Genomic DNA, 13951 nt, shown 5'->3' on the forward strand with positions numbered 1-13951 from the left:
CTCGGTGTTCGGGTTCTCGGTGTTGCTCAACTTCTTCACCAGCCCAGTTCGTCGGCGGTCGTTTCGGCGATCGCGGGCGAGCAGGTCATGCCCCTGCCGCCCGGTCCGGTGACCAGCCAGACGCCGTCCCGCACCTGCTGGCGGTGGACGACCCGGCTGGTGTCGGTGCACTGGGCGTAGACCCCGGCCCAGCGGTGGCGGATCCTCGGCAGCGGGCGGCCGAGGAAGGACTCGACGACCCCGGTGAGGTGTTCGTACGGCTCCTCGACGGTGTCGAAGGAGAAGGGGGGCTCGTACTCGTGGGTGTCGCCGATGGTCAGTCCGCCGTCGCGGCGCTGCACCATCAGCAGCTGCATCTTGTGCGCCGCCGCGGTGGGGGCCTGTGCCTGCTCGGCGTTGAGGGTGTCGAGCGCCTCGCTCCGGTACGCCGGGTAGTAGCGGAAGCTGTCCGCGTCGGCGACGGAGGTGGTGAGCGGTTCGCCGAGCGGGTCGGTCTGCATCATCTGGAGCCGGACGCGGCGCACCGGGAGGTCGGGGCCGGCCAGTTCGCGGACGAGGCCGCCGAGCCAGGCGCCGGTGGCCAGGATCACGGCGTCACCGGTGTGCACGTCGCCGTGGTCGTCGCGGACGGAGGCGGTGCCCACCACCTCGCGGACCTCGCGGCCGCCGATGAACGTGTACCGGCCCGACTTCAACAGCTCCTTCTTCAGGGCCAGTTGCGCGGTGCGCGGCTCGACCGCCGCGTCCCGCTCGCACCACAGGGCGGCGGTGAAGTCACCGCGCAGCGCGGGGTTGATCGCGTGGGCCTCGTCGGCGGTGAGCAGCTTGTAGCCGCGTGCCACCGCGTCGGGCCGGGCGACGGCCGCGTCGGCGACCGCGATCTCCAGCTCGGTACGGAGCGGGGTGAGCGAGCCGCAGGCCCGGAAGCCCAGCTCCGGGACCCGCGCCCCGATGCCCTCCCACAGCTCACGGGCGCGCAGCGCGGTCTCCAGCTCCTCGCCACCGGCCCGGCCGCTGACCCATATCTGTCCGAAATTGCGGAGCGATGCCCCGCGCGCCTCGCTCTCGCGCTCGATCTGTACGACCTCGTGGCCGCGGTTCACTGCGTGCCAGGCGTGCATGGTTCCCACCACGCCGGCTCCTACGACGATGACTCTCACGACGGCCACGCTCCTCGGGACCGGTGACCCGAACTGATCCGTACGGCAACGGGATGGTGAACTGGGCCCCAAAGTTGGCCTAGACCCGTTACGTTCCCGTTATCCGAAGGGGGTGTTCGGCCGGGTGGGGTCACCGCCTCCGTCACCCGCCGGAACGGGTGGAGCGGTGTTCGGCGAAGGGGTGGGGCGGTGTTCAGTGACCGTCCTGCGCGCCCAGGTGCGCGGTGAAGGAGAACCTGTCGCCCCGGAAGAGGGTCCGCACGCGCTCCAGCGGATCGCCGTCCGTGTCGCGCGAGATGCGGTGCATCAGCAGCATCGGCAGCGCGGGCGGGGTGCCGATGAGCAGCGCCTCGCGCGGAGTGGCGAGCACGGTCTCGATCCGCTCGTCGGCGTCGCCGAAGGGAATCCCGAGCCGGTCGCGGAGATAGGCGTAGAAGGACGAGTCGGGGTCGAAGTCCCGGTCCAGGTCCGGCACTCGGGCGACGGAGACGTACGTGCTCTCCAGCCCGACCCGGTCGTCGTCGGCGAGCAGCACCCGCTCCAGGTGCCAGACCGGCTCCCCGCGCGCCACCCCTATGTCGCCGGCGAGCGCCCCGGGGCAGGGGAACCGCTCCAGTCCGATGAGGCGGCGTCCCGGCGTACGGCCCTGGCGGCGCACGCCCTCCGTGTAACTCGCCAGCGAGAGCGGCTGCTCCAGCTTGGGTCCCGCGACGACCGTGCCGCGTCCCTGACGGGCGAGCCGCCCCTCCAGCAGGAGTTCGCGCAGCGCCTGACGCACCGTCTCGCGCGAGACCTCGTACCGCTCGGCGAGGTCGCGTTCGGTGGGCAGCATCCCGCCCTCGCCCAACTCCTCCACGAGCGTGGATACACGGGCCTTCACCGCGTAGTACTTGGGGATGCGGCCGTGCTCCGGGATGCCGGAACGGATGGGTGCGCCAGGTGCCTGGTCGTGCGGGTAGTCCACGGCGCGATGGTGGCAGACGGACATGAACGGGGGTGAACGTTCAGGAGCGGGACGGTGAGCTTCCGGGGTACGGGGGTTGCTCGGGGGGCGAGTGGGGCGAGGGGTTTCCGGGGTGCGGGCGCGGCCGGTCATGGGGGAGGTGGTCAGGGGCGGGCCGGTCATGGGCGGGGGTGGCGCGGGCGGCGGGTCCGGATCACCACGGCCCCGGCACCGATCAGGAGACTGGCGCCGGCGAGGCCGGCCAGCGGGGCGAGGCCGGGCCCGGTCTCGGCCAGTTCCGGCGGATCTTCCCCGGCCGGGGGCCGTCCGGGCCCGACCGGACGCGAGGGATCGCCGTCGGTGTCGGCCTCGGGCCAGATCCCGTCCGTCCCGTCCGTCCCCTCGCTGTCGTCGACGACGGTGAAGAAGTAGTCGTCGGACTCGCCCACCCACGCCCCGTCGTCCCCGCCCGGATCGCCGGTCGCACCGCCGCCCGCGCGCTGCCGCTGGACGATCGCGGCGTTGGCGGTGATCCGCCCGGGGAGGGTGTCGGAGGTGAAGGCCATCCGGACCTGGACGGTGACGGTCCGGCCGGCGGGGACGGTGAAGCCCTCGAAGTCGTCGCCGTCGCCCCCGAAGACCCCGATGTGTTCGTCCCGGTCGGTGGTCTCCCAGGTGACTCGGTGCTCCGTACCGGGCCGGGCCTGCTCGGAGAACTTCAGCTGGATCTGGTCGGAGGTCAGCCTCCGGTCCTCGTCGGTGAGGACGAGCACGGGGTGGATGGCCCGGCACGGTTCGGTGGTGGTGTTGGTCAGCTCCAGGAACCAGGTCCCGTAGCCGCCGCCGGACGCGTAGCTGTCCGGGCCGCCGTGGATACGGGTACGGATCGGGAACTCGCCGGCCTTCGGGTCGCCGCAGGCGGGCTGCTGGTCGGCGGCGGTGGCGGTGATGTCCGGCGCCGAGACCGGAGTGGCCGCGGAGGCGGCGGAGGCGGACGTGACGGACGTGCTGCCGAGGACGACGGCGGGAACGACGCTCGCCGCGGCCAGCCCGAGCGCGAGCCCGTGCCGGGTGCGTCCGGGGGACGGCGGGGCCGTGGGAGAACCGGCCGGGGCGCCGAACACGGAGATGGACGCGGCGGAGCTCACGGGGACGGACGTGGGGCTCGCCGTCGGAACGGAGGCGGGAGCGGGCCCGGGGGCGGAGGTCGCCCTGGAGGTGGAGGTGGCTCCGGAGGGTGTGCCGGACGGGGGCGGTGCAGGGGACATCTGGGGATCACCTTCGCTGCTCGCTGTGCGGTCGGCCGGGGCGTCCGCGGCGTGTCGCCGTTCGCCCGAGGGCGGGGCCCCGGGCATCCGGCGCACCCGGGCGAAAAGCGCCGGGACGCCCCCGGCGGGAGGTCCCCCGCCCTTCGCTTCAGGGCCTTGCGGGGAGAGCCGCTCGGGCATTCCGGCGACACCGCGGGCAGGCGTGCCGGGCGCCACGGACCGGCCCCACGGGCGGCACAGGACATCGCGGACACCCACGGGGCCCGTACGGCCGGAGTTCACCGGTCCTGGAACCGCGACGCTGCCACGCACGCGCGAGGCACGCCCCGCCGACATGCCGCGGTGCCGCCCGGTCGGCTGTCCGAATCCGCCCGATCGGCCCAGCCTCCGGCGTGCCGACACCGTTCCCCTTCCGGCTCACCCGTCCCTTGAGCCCCCATGATTCACACCCGCCCCGCAGGGCTCACCTCGCGCGCCCCGTGCCCCCGTCCACTCCCTCTGCGTCATCCGCCGCGCCTGCCCCGTCCGTCCTGCCCCTCCCACCTGCGCCCTCAGCGCCGTCCGCGCGGCCGAACAGCGGGGCCAGGATCAGTTGGGCGGCCCCCTCCGCGACCGGCCGGTCCCCGCCCTCGACGGCGTCGACCGGCACCGGCGCGATGCCGCCCCGCCGGGTGCGCTCGTCGATCACGGCGCGCACCCCCCGTACGTACGCGTCGGGATCGGCCGCGACGGTACGGCCGCCGAGCACCACCCGGTCGATGTCGAGCAGCCCGACGAGGTTGGCGGCGCCGGTCCCCAGCACCCGGGCCGCCTCGGCGACATCGCCGCGGGCGACGGCGGCGAGGCAGAGCGCCTCGACGCAGCCGCGCCCCCCGCAGCCGCACTCCGGCCCGTCCAGCCGGACCGTCTGATGCCCGAACTCACCGGCCCCGGTACGGGCCCCGCGGTGCAGCTCCCCGCCGAGGAACAGCCCGGCGCCGAGCCCGGTCCCGAGGTGCAGGTACGCGAAGTCGCCGCCGCCCGCCGTCCGCAGGGCGAGGCCGAGGGCGGCGGCGTTGGTGTCCTTGTCCACGACGACGGGCAGCCCGGTCCGCACGGCGAGCGCGTCCCGCAACGGATACCCGTCCCACTGCGGGAACCCGGTGACCCGGCGCAGCACGCCGCCCCGGTGGTCCAGCGGCCCCGGCACCGCCACCCCGACCCCGAGCACCGCCCGCCCCTCCGGCCCGCCGCCGTCCCCCGTGCCGCTCCCCGGCCCCGGCCTCTGCCCCGCGCCCGCATCCGCGTCCCGTATCGCCGTGACCGCGTCCGTCGCGGCCGTCAGCACCTCCGCCGCCGGGGCACCGAGGTCCAGCGGGGCGGTACGGCTCGCGACGACCGCGCCGGACAGGTCGACGAGCACCGCCGTCAGCCCGTCCCGGTCCAGATGCAGGCCGACCGCGTGCCCGGCGTCCGGCACCAGGCGCAGCACGGTGCGCGGCTTGCCCCCGGTGGACGCCCGCCGGCCCGCCCCGGTCACCAGACCTTCGGCCCGCAGCCGGGCCGTGATCTTGCTGACGGCCTGCGGCGTGAGCCCCGTGCGCTCGGCGAGTTCGATCCTGCTGATGCCGTCCCCGCCCGCCGACCTCAGCAGGTCCAGCACGAGCGCGGCGTTGTGGCCGCGCAGCATCGGCAGGTTCGCGCCGCCACTAATCCTGTTCACCGCTGATCCTGTTCACTGCTGATCCTGTTCACCATCGGCCCCGCTCACCGTTGCTCCTGTCCACGACCCCATTGTCGCCGTCGCTTGCACTTCGGCAACAGCGTTGCTTAAGTGGACGGCATGACTGGCACCACGACCCACCGGGCCTCCGGGCCGTCCGGGACCCCCCTGCGCGTCGGGCTCGTCGGCTACGGCCTGGCGGGTTCCGTCTTCCACGCCCCGCTGATCGCCGCGACCGAGGGACTCGTCCTCGACACGGTCGTCACCACGAACGAGGAGCGGCGGGACCTGGCCCGCGCCGAGTTCCCCGATGTGGCGTTCGCCGCGTCGCCGCAGGAGCTGTGGGAGCGCGCGGACGACCTCGATCTGGTCGTGATCGCCTCACCGAACAAAACCCACGTCCCGATCGCGACCGCCGCGCTCGAAGCCGGTCTGCCGGTCGTCGTGGACAAGCCGATCGCCGGTACGGCGGCCGAGGCACGCGGGCTCGCGACCCTGGCCGAGGAGCGCGGGCTGCTGCTCTCGGTCTTCCAGAACCGCCGCTGGGACAACGACTTCCTCACCCTCTCCCGGCTGATCGCGGACGGTGAACTGGGCGAGGTGCAGCGCTTCGAGTCCCGCTTCGAGCGGTGGCGCCCGCGGCCGAAGGGCGGCTGGCGCGAGTCGGGCGACCCGCAGGAGATCGGCGGGCTGCTGTACGACCTGGGGAGCCACGTGGTCGATCAGGCGCTCGTGCTGTTCGGGCCCGCGGTGCAGGTGTACGCGGAGTCCGACGTGCGCCGCCCCGGTGCCGCCGCGGACGACGACACGTTCCTCGCGCTCACCCATGCGAACGGGGTCCGCTCACATCTGTACGTCAGTGCCACGGCCGCGCAGCTCGGCCCGCGCTTCCGGGTGCTGGGCCGGTCCGCCGGCTACGTGAAGTACGGCCTCGACCCGCAGGAGGCCGACCTGCGGGCGGGCACCCGTCCGGCGGCGGCCGGCCGGGCGTGGGGCGAGGAGCCGGAGGAGCTGTGGGGCCGGATCGGCTCGGGCGAGTCCCCGCTGACGGGCGGCGGCGCCCCGGTCCGCAGCCTGCCGGGCGACTACCCGGCGTACTACGCGGCGGTCGCCGACGCACTGCGCGGAAAGGGTGAGAATCCGGTGACCGCCTTCCAGGCGGCGGCGACCCTTGATGTCCTGGAGGCGGCCCGCCGCTCGGCCCGCGAGGGCGTGACCGTGCCCCTGCCCGCCTGACCACTCCCCGCCCCCTCTCCCCCGCGCCCCCGTCCCCGCTCCCCGTACCCCCGTCCCCGCGCCGCTCCCCGTATCCGCTTCCGCTCCCCCGCCGACCCCGAGGTGCAGCCGTATGACCCCCACCGCTCCGACCATCTCCGAGCTCATCGCCCAGGAGCGCCGGCTGACGCTGCCGCACTTCGGCCACGACGACGCGTACGCGCTCGGCGACCTGCTGGTCTCGATGGCCCGGCAACGGCACGCGCCGGTCGCGATCGACATCCGCCGCGGCGCCCAGCAGCTGTTCCACGCCGCGCTGCCGGGATCGAGCGCGGACAACGACGCCTGGATCGACCGCAAGCGCAGGGTCGTGGAACGGTACGGCGAGAGCTCGTACCTGGTCGGAACACGGTTCCGGGCGAAGGGGACGACCTTCGAGGACTCCTCGCGCCTGGACCCCGGCGTCTACGCCGCGCACGGCGGCTCGTTCCCCATCGCCGTCGAGGGCGCGGGCGTCATCGGTTCGGTGACGGTCTCGGGCCTGCCCCAGGCGGAGGACCACGCCCTGGTGGTCGAGGCGCTGGAACAATTCGCGGCGACGCTCGCCGCCTGAACGCACCGGAGGGGTGGGGCGCCGCTCGCACGGCACCCCACCCCTCCGATCTTTACGTCTTCACGGCCTCCGGAAAGCCGTCCCGCATCGCACCCCGGAAGACCGCCCCGCCCGGCCCCGCTCCCGGCCCTCAGGCGTCCTTGAGTTCCTGGCGCTGCCGCCCCAGCCCCTCGATCTCCAGCTCCACGACGTCCCCGGCCCGCAGGTACGGCTTGGGTTCGGGCCGGCCCAGGGCGACCCCGGCCGGGGTGCCGGTGTTGATCACGTCGCCCGGGTAGAGCGTCATGAAGTGGCTCAGGTAACGGACCACCTCGCCCACCGGGAAGATCTGGTCGGCCGTCGTGCCGTCCTGCTTCAGCTCGCCGTTGACCCAGAGCCGCAGCGACAGCGCCTGCGGGTCGGCGACCTCGTCCGCGGTCACCAGCCACGGCCCCAGCGGGTTGAACGTCTCGCAGTTCTTGCCCTTGTCCCAGGTGCCGCCGCGCTCGATCTGGAACTCGCGCTCGGAGACGTCGTGCGCCGTCGCGTACCCGGCGACGTGCGCGAGGCCCTCCTCGGCGGACTCCAGGTAGCGGGCGGTGCGCCCGATGACGACCGCGAGCTCCACCTCCCAGTCGGTCTTGACGCTGCCGCGCGGCACCAGGACCGTGTCGTCGGGTCCGACGACGGTGTCCGGCGCCTTGAAGAACAGGATCGGCTCGGCCGGGATCTCCGCGCCGGTCTCGGTGGCGTGGTCGTGGTAGTTCAGCCCGATGCACACGATCTTGCCGATCCGGGCGAGCGGCGGCCCGACCCGCAGCCCGTCGGCGTCCAGCTCGGGCAGCTCGCCGGGCGCGGCCGCGGCGGCCCGTACCCGGGCGAGCGCGGACGCGTCGGCGAGCAGCGCGCCGTCGATGTCGGTGACGACTCCCGACAGGTCGCGCAGGGTTCCGTCCTCGTCCAGCAGCGCAGGTCGTTCCGCACCCGCCGTACCCACACGAAGCAGCTTCAACGGTCTTTCTCCCCTTGGTCGAGATCGGGCCCGTCGGATGGGTGGCGGCCATCGCAGGCTTGTCCGATCGTCCAAGACATCCGATCACTCTGCAAGACCCTGTTCACAACCTGGACCGGGGCCCCGTCCTCGGCCCTCCGCCGGCCATCTGTCCTGCCCCTCCACCGGCCACCTGTCCGGCCCTCCGGCGGGGCGCCCGTCCCGGCGCCCCGCCCCGACCCGTCCCACTCATCCGGCGGTGACCGCGGCGGCCCCGGCGGCCGGCACGTCCCGGTACAGGAAGGCCCGCTCGACCGCGGTCCAGGTGGTGCTCGTGACGACGTACAGGGCGGCGGCGAGCGGCACGAAGGCCACGGTGAAGAGCGTGGCGAAGGACATCAGCGGCATCAGCTTCGTCATCGCGCCCAGGCCCGGGACCGGCTGCCCGTCGGGGCCGGTGGCCGGGGTGACGGGGTTGGCGGCCATCTGCTGCTTCGTGCGCCGGTAGTTGAACGTGGCCACGGCGACGACGATCGCGAACAGGCCGAGGTAGACCAGCCCCTGTTCGCCGAACGGCCCGCCGTGCGAGAGCGCGTCGTGCCAGCGCTCGCCGAGCGGGGCGCCGAGGAGCTGGTGGCCGAGCAGTTCGTTGGGCCGGTCGCCGATCGTCCCGCTGGAGAAGAGGTGGTAGAGGAGGAAGAAGGCGGGCATCTGCAACAGGCTGGGCAGGCAGCCGGAGAGCGGCGAGACCTTCTCCTCCTTGTGCAGTTCCATGAGCGCCCGCTGCATGCGCTCGGGGTTCTTGCCGTGCTTCTTGCGCAGCTCGGCGATCTGCGGCTGGAGCCTGGTGCGGGCCTTCTGCCCGCGCGCCGCGGCCCGTGACAGGGGGTGCACGGCGAGCCGTACGAGCGCGGTGAACAACACGATGGCGGCGGCTGCGGACGCGGTCTGGAACAGCGGTTCCAACACGTCGGCCAGCGCACCGACCAGGGCGGCGAATGCGGACATGAAGACGGACATGGGTGAGCCCTCCGAGGGTCTCGTCGTGCCGGGGGAAGTACGTGATCGGCATGACGGACCGCAGGGGGTGGCTACGGCGGTCGACGGGCACCCGCTTCGGCACCCACCGGCGTGAACGAACCCCTACGCGGCCGTCGGGAGGGCACGGCCGGGGGCTCGGGGGCGTCTGCGCCCCTTGGCGTCCGGATCTCGTTGCGGCAGGAACGCGGTGCGTCTCTCCCGGTCCCGGATGGCGGTACGGACCCGGGTGCGGGGCACCGGGGCGGCGCAGCGGGCGCTGATGAGCGAGGCGACGGCGAGCGCGGAACCAGCCGCGGCGGTGGCGGCGAGCGCGACCGCGGCGGAGAGGCTGCCGCCCTCGGCGAGCAGGATCTCGGTGACGAGGAAGAGCAGCAGTCCGGCGGGACGGAGCAGCCGGGCGAGACCATCGCGCAGACGGTTCGCGTCCCCGGTCATCGGTCCCTCCCCTCTTCTCCCCGTTCACACATGTGTGTGCCCGCGGGTGTGCGTGCGTTCGGCTCTCCAGCCGTTATACACGATGGGTCCGACAGCGCCATCCGTCCCCGGTACCGTCCCCCGCCCTCGGCCCCGGCCGCGTCAGCGCCCCGCCCCTGTCCCCGCCCCTGCGCCCGGCACCGTCCCCGTGCCCGCCCGGCCCCCGTCGCCGGGCTCCGTCTCCCGGGCCACCGGCCCGAGCTCGTCCCGGGCCAGCACCTCGTCGTCCGGCCGGTCGTCGCGTTCGCGCGGCCCCGCGTACGTCACGGCGAGCGCGACGGCGAGGTTGGCGCCGAGCGCCACGATGCCGGCGTTCACCCCCCACACCGGGTCGTTCTCCGTGAACACGAACCCGCACACCATCCCCACCCCGACGACCAGCCCGCTCATCGCCCCGAGCAGGGTCAGCCGCCGCCACACCAACCCCAGCAGCACCATGGGGAGCAGTTGTGCCATCCCCTCGTACGAGATGAGGGAGAGCCGCACCAGGGTGTTCGGCGCGGTGTACGTGAGCAGCAGCGCCAAGCTCCCCGCGACCACGACCACCACCTGGGCGGCGCCCTTCTGCCGCCGCTCCCACCGGGGCACGAGCGAGAGCACGCTGCGCCCCCACATCGTGCCGATGACCAGCATGAAGACCGCCATCGGCACGATCGAGGAGAGCGCCGCCGCCACCCCGACGAGACCGACGGTCCAGGCCGGCAGCGAGTCCACGACCAGCTTGAAGAGCGCCAGGTTGGACTCGGCCCCGACCAGTCCCGGCACGACGAAGAGGGCCGCCATGCCGAGCAGCATCGGCACGAAGAGCAGCACGTTGTAGGCGGGCAGCAGCATCGCGTTGCGGCGCAGCACGTCGGCGTTCTTCGCGCCGAGGTAACCGGCGACGGTCGTCGGGAAGATCACCACCGTGAGGGAGTTGAGGAACGAGGTGGTGATGAACCACGCCTGCCCGAGCCCGCTGTCCCCGTGTCCGGGGAAGGTCAGCCACTCGCTCTTCTCCGCGACGAGCCGGTCGAGGAAGGGCCCGTACCCGTCGAAGTAGTGCATCGGCACGTAGACGGCGAGGAAGCCGAGCGTGGCGATCACGAGGACGTCCTTGAGCACCGACACCCACGCGCTGCCGCGCAGCCCGCTCACCACGACGAAGCCGGTGGTGACGGCGAAGGCGAGGAAGTACGCCTGGTTCAGGCCGATGGTGCCGTAGGAGATGGTCGAGACGACCACGCCCATGCCGGTGATCTGGAGCTGGATGTACGGCAGCAGGAAGACGGTCGCGAGCACCGCGACGAGCGCGCCGAGCCAGGGCCGGCCGAAGCGGTGCGCCACCATGTCGGTGATCCCGACGAGCCCGTGCCTGCGCGCGTACGCCCACAGCATCGGCCCGACGACGTAGCCGACGGCGTACCCGCACGACATGTACGCCACCACGTACAGGACCGGCGCCCCGTAGTTGTAGCCCCATCCCGCGGCGCCCAGGTAGCTGAAGCTGGTGTAGCCCTCGCCGGCCATCAGCACCCAGATGAAGACGGTTCCCAGGCTGCGCCCGCCCACGGACCACTCGGCGAGGCCACCGCCCTCCTTCCCCTTCCGCCGGCCGCGCGTCGCGAGCAGGCCGAGGGCGACGGTGACGACCATGAAGACCCCGAAGACGGAGGTCGCGACCGTGGCGTTCACCGGCGGTCCCCCCGCCGGGTCAGCCATACGGCGACGGGGGTCAGCAGGGTCGCCCCGAGCAGCCACACGAAGAGGAACGGCAGCCCGAGAACCACCGGGTGGACCCGGTTCACGAACGGCAGCGCCCCCAGGTAGAGCACGTAGGGAACCAGCAACCACAACAACTGCGGACGTCGTCTGAGCACGTCAGGGAACCTTAGTGCGGCCCGGCCGCCGCGGCCGGACGCTTGCGGACACTCGGGTCATCGCGCGCGGACGTCCGTGAGCCTCCCCCACACGACGAGCCGGTAGCGGGAGGTGAATTCGGGTGTGCAGGTGGTGAGCGTCACATAGCTGCCGGCCGTGTCGTACCCGGCGGACGGCTTCACGACGCTGCGCGGTACGGCCGCGATGACCCCGCTGTCGTGGGCGCCGGTCCGGTCGAGCGTCCGGTCGACGGTGTACGTGTAGACGGCGTCCCGGGTCTCGATCCCGATCCGGTCCCCGCGCCGCAGCCGGTTGATGTACCGGAAGGGCTCGCCGTGCGTGTTGCGGTGCCCGGCGAGCGCGAAGTTCCCGGGCCGGCCGGGCTGCGCGGTGCCCGGGTAGTGCCCGACGTACCCCTTGTCGAGGACGCCGCGCTTGCCGACCCCCTGGGCAACGGGGGCGGCGAGCCCGATCCGGGGGATGCGGATGACGGCGTACGCCCGGTCCTCCCGGGCCCCACCGTCACCACTCCCCCCACGGCCCCCACCGCTTCCCCTCCCCCCGACCTTCTCCGCGGCTCTCTCCCCCCGTTCCCCCGTCCCCTCCTCCTCGCCGGTCCCCTCGCCCTCCGCCCACTGCCGCTGGAGGGCCCGCACCTCGTCCCGGGCCCCGGCACCGGCCTGCCGGTTCGTCCACCACAGCTGATGGACGACGAGCAGCAACAGGACGACGCCGAGGGTCACCACCACCTCGGCAGCCGTCCAGAGCCCGCGCGCGACGGCTCTTCGCCCCCACGGGTTCCGCTGCACCACAACCGGTATCCGCTCCCGCACGGCCCGCACGATAGGCCCATCATCCGTAACTCTCCAGGGCCCGAACGTCCCTCCGCCCAGGAGCCGTACAGCAGTACGGTGTGATCCATGCGCCCCGACACGCCTGCCGACCACACCACCGAAGCCGAGCGCCTGCTGCGCACCGCGGCGCGGTATCCCGAGGACCGCGAGCCGCTGCTCCTGCGCGCCGCGGCCCATCTGGAACTCGCCGGCGACCGCGCCCGCGCCACCACCCTCTACGGCGACCTGCTCGGCTCCCCCGACCTCGACCACCCCCACCTGGTCAAGGCCCTGAACGCGGCCAACCTGTGGGAGTACGGCCACGAGGCGGAGGCCCGCGCGATCATCGAGGGCATCCGCACCGCGGCCCCGCTCGACCCCGCCGCCTGGGAGGTCGTGGCCGGGACCCTGGAGAACCACGACGAGCTCGAAGCGGCCCACGACTGCTTCTCGACCGCGCTGACCCTGCTCCTCACGCCCGGCGAGGAGGTCCCGTACGCCACCCGGTCGCTGCTGTTCGGCCGGCACCGGGTACGCCGGCTGATGGGCGCCGACCACGACGCGTGGGACGCCCTGGCCGACACCGTCCACACGGCCGCCGTCCCGCTGGACGAACTCCACGACCCCAAGCGCCTGTGGTCGCTGGGCTCCTCGGACCCGGGCGAGCTCCGCGCCGAGATCACCCGCCTGCACGCCGAACTGGGCGCGTACCGCACGGAGTTGTCCCGCCCGTTCCCGGTCGCGCTGCTGCACTGGCCGGCCGCCGAACTCGACGAACTCCTCGCCGCGTACCCGCGGCTGCGCGACGAGTACCCCTCCCACCCCGAGCACCTGGCCCGCCTGGAGGCCGCCCTGCGCGACCTCCACCGGGCCGGCACTCCCAACCTCGGCATCGTGACCGGCACGGTCCCGTCGTACGAGGCGTTCGCCGCCTCCGAGGCCGCCTCCCCCACCGCCCCCGAACTGCTCCCCCAGTACGCCACCACCCTCGCCGCCCGGGGCCGCGCGGTCCCCTGGCCCCCGGCCCGCAACGCCCCCTGCTGGTGCGGCTCGGACCGGCCCTACCGGGAGTGCCACGGCGGCGAGTGAGGACCCGGTCGCACGGCTCCGTCCCCCGCCCGGCCGCCCCGGCGGGCGGGGGACCGGCTCCGCCCGACAAAGCACGGGCACCGCACGACCGCGATCCGTATGGTTCTGCCATGCCCGAACTCCAACGCCTCCGTCCCGACCACGCCCCCGCCCTGCTCGCGTTCGAGCAGGAGAACCGCGCGTACTTCGCGGCGTCGGTACCGGACCGCGGCGACGACTACTTCACCCACTTCGACGCCCTGCACGCCGCCCGGCTCGCCGAACAGGCCGAGGGCGTCTGCCACTTCCACCTCCTGGTGGACACCGAGGGCGAGGTGCTCGGCCGTTTCAACCTGGTCGACGTCGAGGACGGCGCCGCGGACCTGGGCTTCCGCATGGCCGAGAAGGCCGCCAAACGGGGCCTGGCCACCACCACCGTCCGCCACCTCTGCACCCTGGCCGCCGAGGAATACGGCCTCACCACCCTCCACGCCTCGGCCGCCCTCGACAACACGGCCTCCCGCACGGTCCTGACCCGCACGGGCTTCACCCCCACGGGAGAAGAGATCTGGCTGAGCGACCGCCCGGGGCTCCGTTACGTCCTGGACATCGCAGGCGGAAGCTGACGCAGACCGCCGAGGCGCCCGGTGGCCACGACCGTCGCCCCGCGGCGCCGGGACCGCGGGGCGGCGGGCAGAGGTTTTGTCAGCAGGGTTCCCCCGCTGTCCCACCTTTGCAATATCATCACATTCAAACCACCCATCCCAGGGCCAACCTCCCCACGCAGGTCTCAGCCCTGTGTGC

Annotated in this window: 14 protein-coding genes; 4 read left to right on the forward strand and 10 right to left on the reverse strand. The window is 73.5% G+C overall.

The window, feature by feature from the left end; genetic code table 11:
- Positions 1 to 35: 35 nt before the first annotated feature.
- The 4 genes from ACFYW1_RS19430 to ACFYW1_RS19445 form a co-directional block, all read right to left on the reverse strand.
- The gene (locus tag ACFYW1_RS19430) at positions 36 to 1160 is read right to left on the reverse strand and encodes a TIGR03364 family FAD-dependent oxidoreductase (RefSeq protein ID WP_388994129.1); all 1125 of its coding nucleotides are present in this window, start codon (positions 1158 to 1160) and stop codon (positions 36 to 38) included.
- Positions 1161 to 1353: 193 nt separating this feature from the next.
- Complete coding sequence (locus ACFYW1_RS19435; RefSeq protein WP_388994132.1) at positions 1354 to 2124, reverse strand: GntR family transcriptional regulator; 771 nt, start codon at positions 2122 to 2124, stop codon at positions 1354 to 1356.
- A gap of 158 nt (positions 2125 to 2282) precedes the next feature.
- Positions 2283 to 3251 carry a hypothetical protein gene (locus ACFYW1_RS19440; protein ID WP_388994135.1) on the reverse strand — a complete coding sequence of 323 codons (969 nt, stop codon included), beginning with the start codon at positions 3249 to 3251 and terminating at the stop codon, positions 2283 to 2285.
- 583 nt (positions 3252 to 3834) lie between these two features.
- A complete protein-coding gene (locus ACFYW1_RS19445) occupies positions 3835 to 5040 on the reverse strand; it encodes an ROK family transcriptional regulator (protein WP_388994563.1) in 1206 nt (401 codons plus the stop codon).
- A gap of 153 nt (positions 5041 to 5193) precedes the next feature.
- Between ACFYW1_RS19445 and ACFYW1_RS19450 the strand changes: the two genes are divergently transcribed.
- Positions 5194 to 6309, forward strand: coding sequence for a Gfo/Idh/MocA family oxidoreductase (locus ACFYW1_RS19450; RefSeq protein WP_388994138.1), 1116 nt, complete (start codon positions 5194 to 5196; stop codon positions 6307 to 6309).
- Between the two features lie 112 nt (positions 6310 to 6421).
- A complete protein-coding gene (locus ACFYW1_RS19455; RefSeq protein ID WP_388994142.1) occupies positions 6422 to 6901 on the forward strand; it encodes a heme-degrading domain-containing protein in 480 nt (159 codons plus the stop codon).
- Positions 6902 to 7031: 130 nt separating this feature from the next.
- Here ACFYW1_RS19455 and ACFYW1_RS19460 read toward each other — a convergent pair whose 3' ends face one another.
- The 6 genes from ACFYW1_RS19460 to ACFYW1_RS19485 all read right to left on the reverse strand — a co-directional run bounded on the left by ACFYW1_RS19460 (position 7032) and on the right by ACFYW1_RS19485 (position 12088).
- Complete coding sequence (locus tag ACFYW1_RS19460) at positions 7032 to 7892, reverse strand: fumarylacetoacetate hydrolase family protein (RefSeq protein WP_388994146.1); 861 nt, start codon at positions 7890 to 7892, stop codon at positions 7032 to 7034.
- A 228-nt stretch (positions 7893 to 8120) separates the two neighbouring features.
- Positions 8121 to 8891 carry a YidC/Oxa1 family membrane protein insertase gene (locus tag ACFYW1_RS19465; RefSeq protein WP_388994149.1) on the reverse strand — a complete coding sequence of 257 codons (771 nt, stop codon included), beginning with the start codon at positions 8889 to 8891 and terminating at the stop codon, positions 8121 to 8123.
- 123 nt (positions 8892 to 9014) lie between these two features.
- A complete protein-coding gene (locus ACFYW1_RS19470; protein WP_148838162.1) occupies positions 9015 to 9347 on the reverse strand; it encodes a DUF6412 domain-containing protein in 333 nt (110 codons plus the stop codon).
- A 141-nt stretch (positions 9348 to 9488) separates the two neighbouring features.
- Positions 9489 to 11060, reverse strand: coding sequence for a sodium:solute symporter (locus ACFYW1_RS19475; protein WP_388994154.1), 1572 nt, complete (start codon positions 11058 to 11060; stop codon positions 9489 to 9491).
- Positions 11057 to 11215, reverse strand: coding sequence for a DUF3311 domain-containing protein (locus tag ACFYW1_RS19480; protein WP_078840020.1), 159 nt, complete (start codon positions 11213 to 11215; stop codon positions 11057 to 11059). The genes ACFYW1_RS19475 and ACFYW1_RS19480 overlap by 4 nt, the downstream gene beginning before the upstream one ends.
- 87 nt (positions 11216 to 11302) lie before the next feature.
- Entirely contained in the window at positions 11303 to 12088 is a 786-nt protein-coding gene (locus ACFYW1_RS19485; protein ID WP_388994158.1) for a class E sortase, read from the reverse strand.
- Between the two features lie 78 nt (positions 12089 to 12166).
- On the opposite strand from ACFYW1_RS19485, the gene ACFYW1_RS19490 reads away from it, so the two are divergent.
- Entirely contained in the window at positions 12167 to 13168 is a 1002-nt protein-coding gene (locus ACFYW1_RS19490) for an SEC-C metal-binding domain-containing protein (protein WP_388994161.1), read from the forward strand.
- 110 nt (positions 13169 to 13278) lie between these two features.
- Positions 13279 to 13773 carry a GNAT family N-acetyltransferase gene (locus ACFYW1_RS19495; RefSeq protein ID WP_388994164.1) on the forward strand — a complete coding sequence of 165 codons (495 nt, stop codon included), beginning with the start codon at positions 13279 to 13281 and terminating at the stop codon, positions 13771 to 13773.
- Positions 13774 to 13951 lie beyond the last annotated feature (178 nt).

Source organism: Streptomyces sp. NPDC002669 (assembly GCF_042889165.1).
Lineage (GTDB): Bacteria > Actinomycetota > Actinomycetes > Streptomycetales > Streptomycetaceae > Streptomyces.

Bases quoted from the DNA above. Each gene is read 5' to 3' on its own strand.
- ACFYW1_RS19445 (WP_388994563.1), bottom strand. From the start codon at position 5,040: ATGCTGCGCGGCCACAACGCCGCGCTCGTGCTGGACCTGCTGAGGTCG.
- ACFYW1_RS19450 (WP_388994138.1), top strand. From the start codon at position 5,194: ATGACTGGCACCACGACCCACCGGGCCTCCGGGCCGTCCGGGACCCCC.
- ACFYW1_RS19455 (WP_388994142.1), top strand. From the start codon at position 6,422: ATGACCCCCACCGCTCCGACCATCTCCGAGCTCATCGCCCAGGAGCGC.
- ACFYW1_RS19465 (WP_388994149.1), bottom strand. From the start codon at position 8,891: ATGTCCGTCTTCATGTCCGCATTCGCCGCCCTGGTCGGTGCGCTGGCC.
- ACFYW1_RS19470 (WP_148838162.1), bottom strand. From the start codon at position 9,347: ATGACCGGGGACGCGAACCGTCTGCGCGATGGTCTCGCCCGGCTGCTC.
- ACFYW1_RS19490 (WP_388994161.1), top strand. From the start codon at position 12,167: ATGCGCCCCGACACGCCTGCCGACCACACCACCGAAGCCGAGCGCCTG.
- ACFYW1_RS19495 (WP_388994164.1), top strand. From the start codon at position 13,279: ATGCCCGAACTCCAACGCCTCCGTCCCGACCACGCCCCCGCCCTGCTC.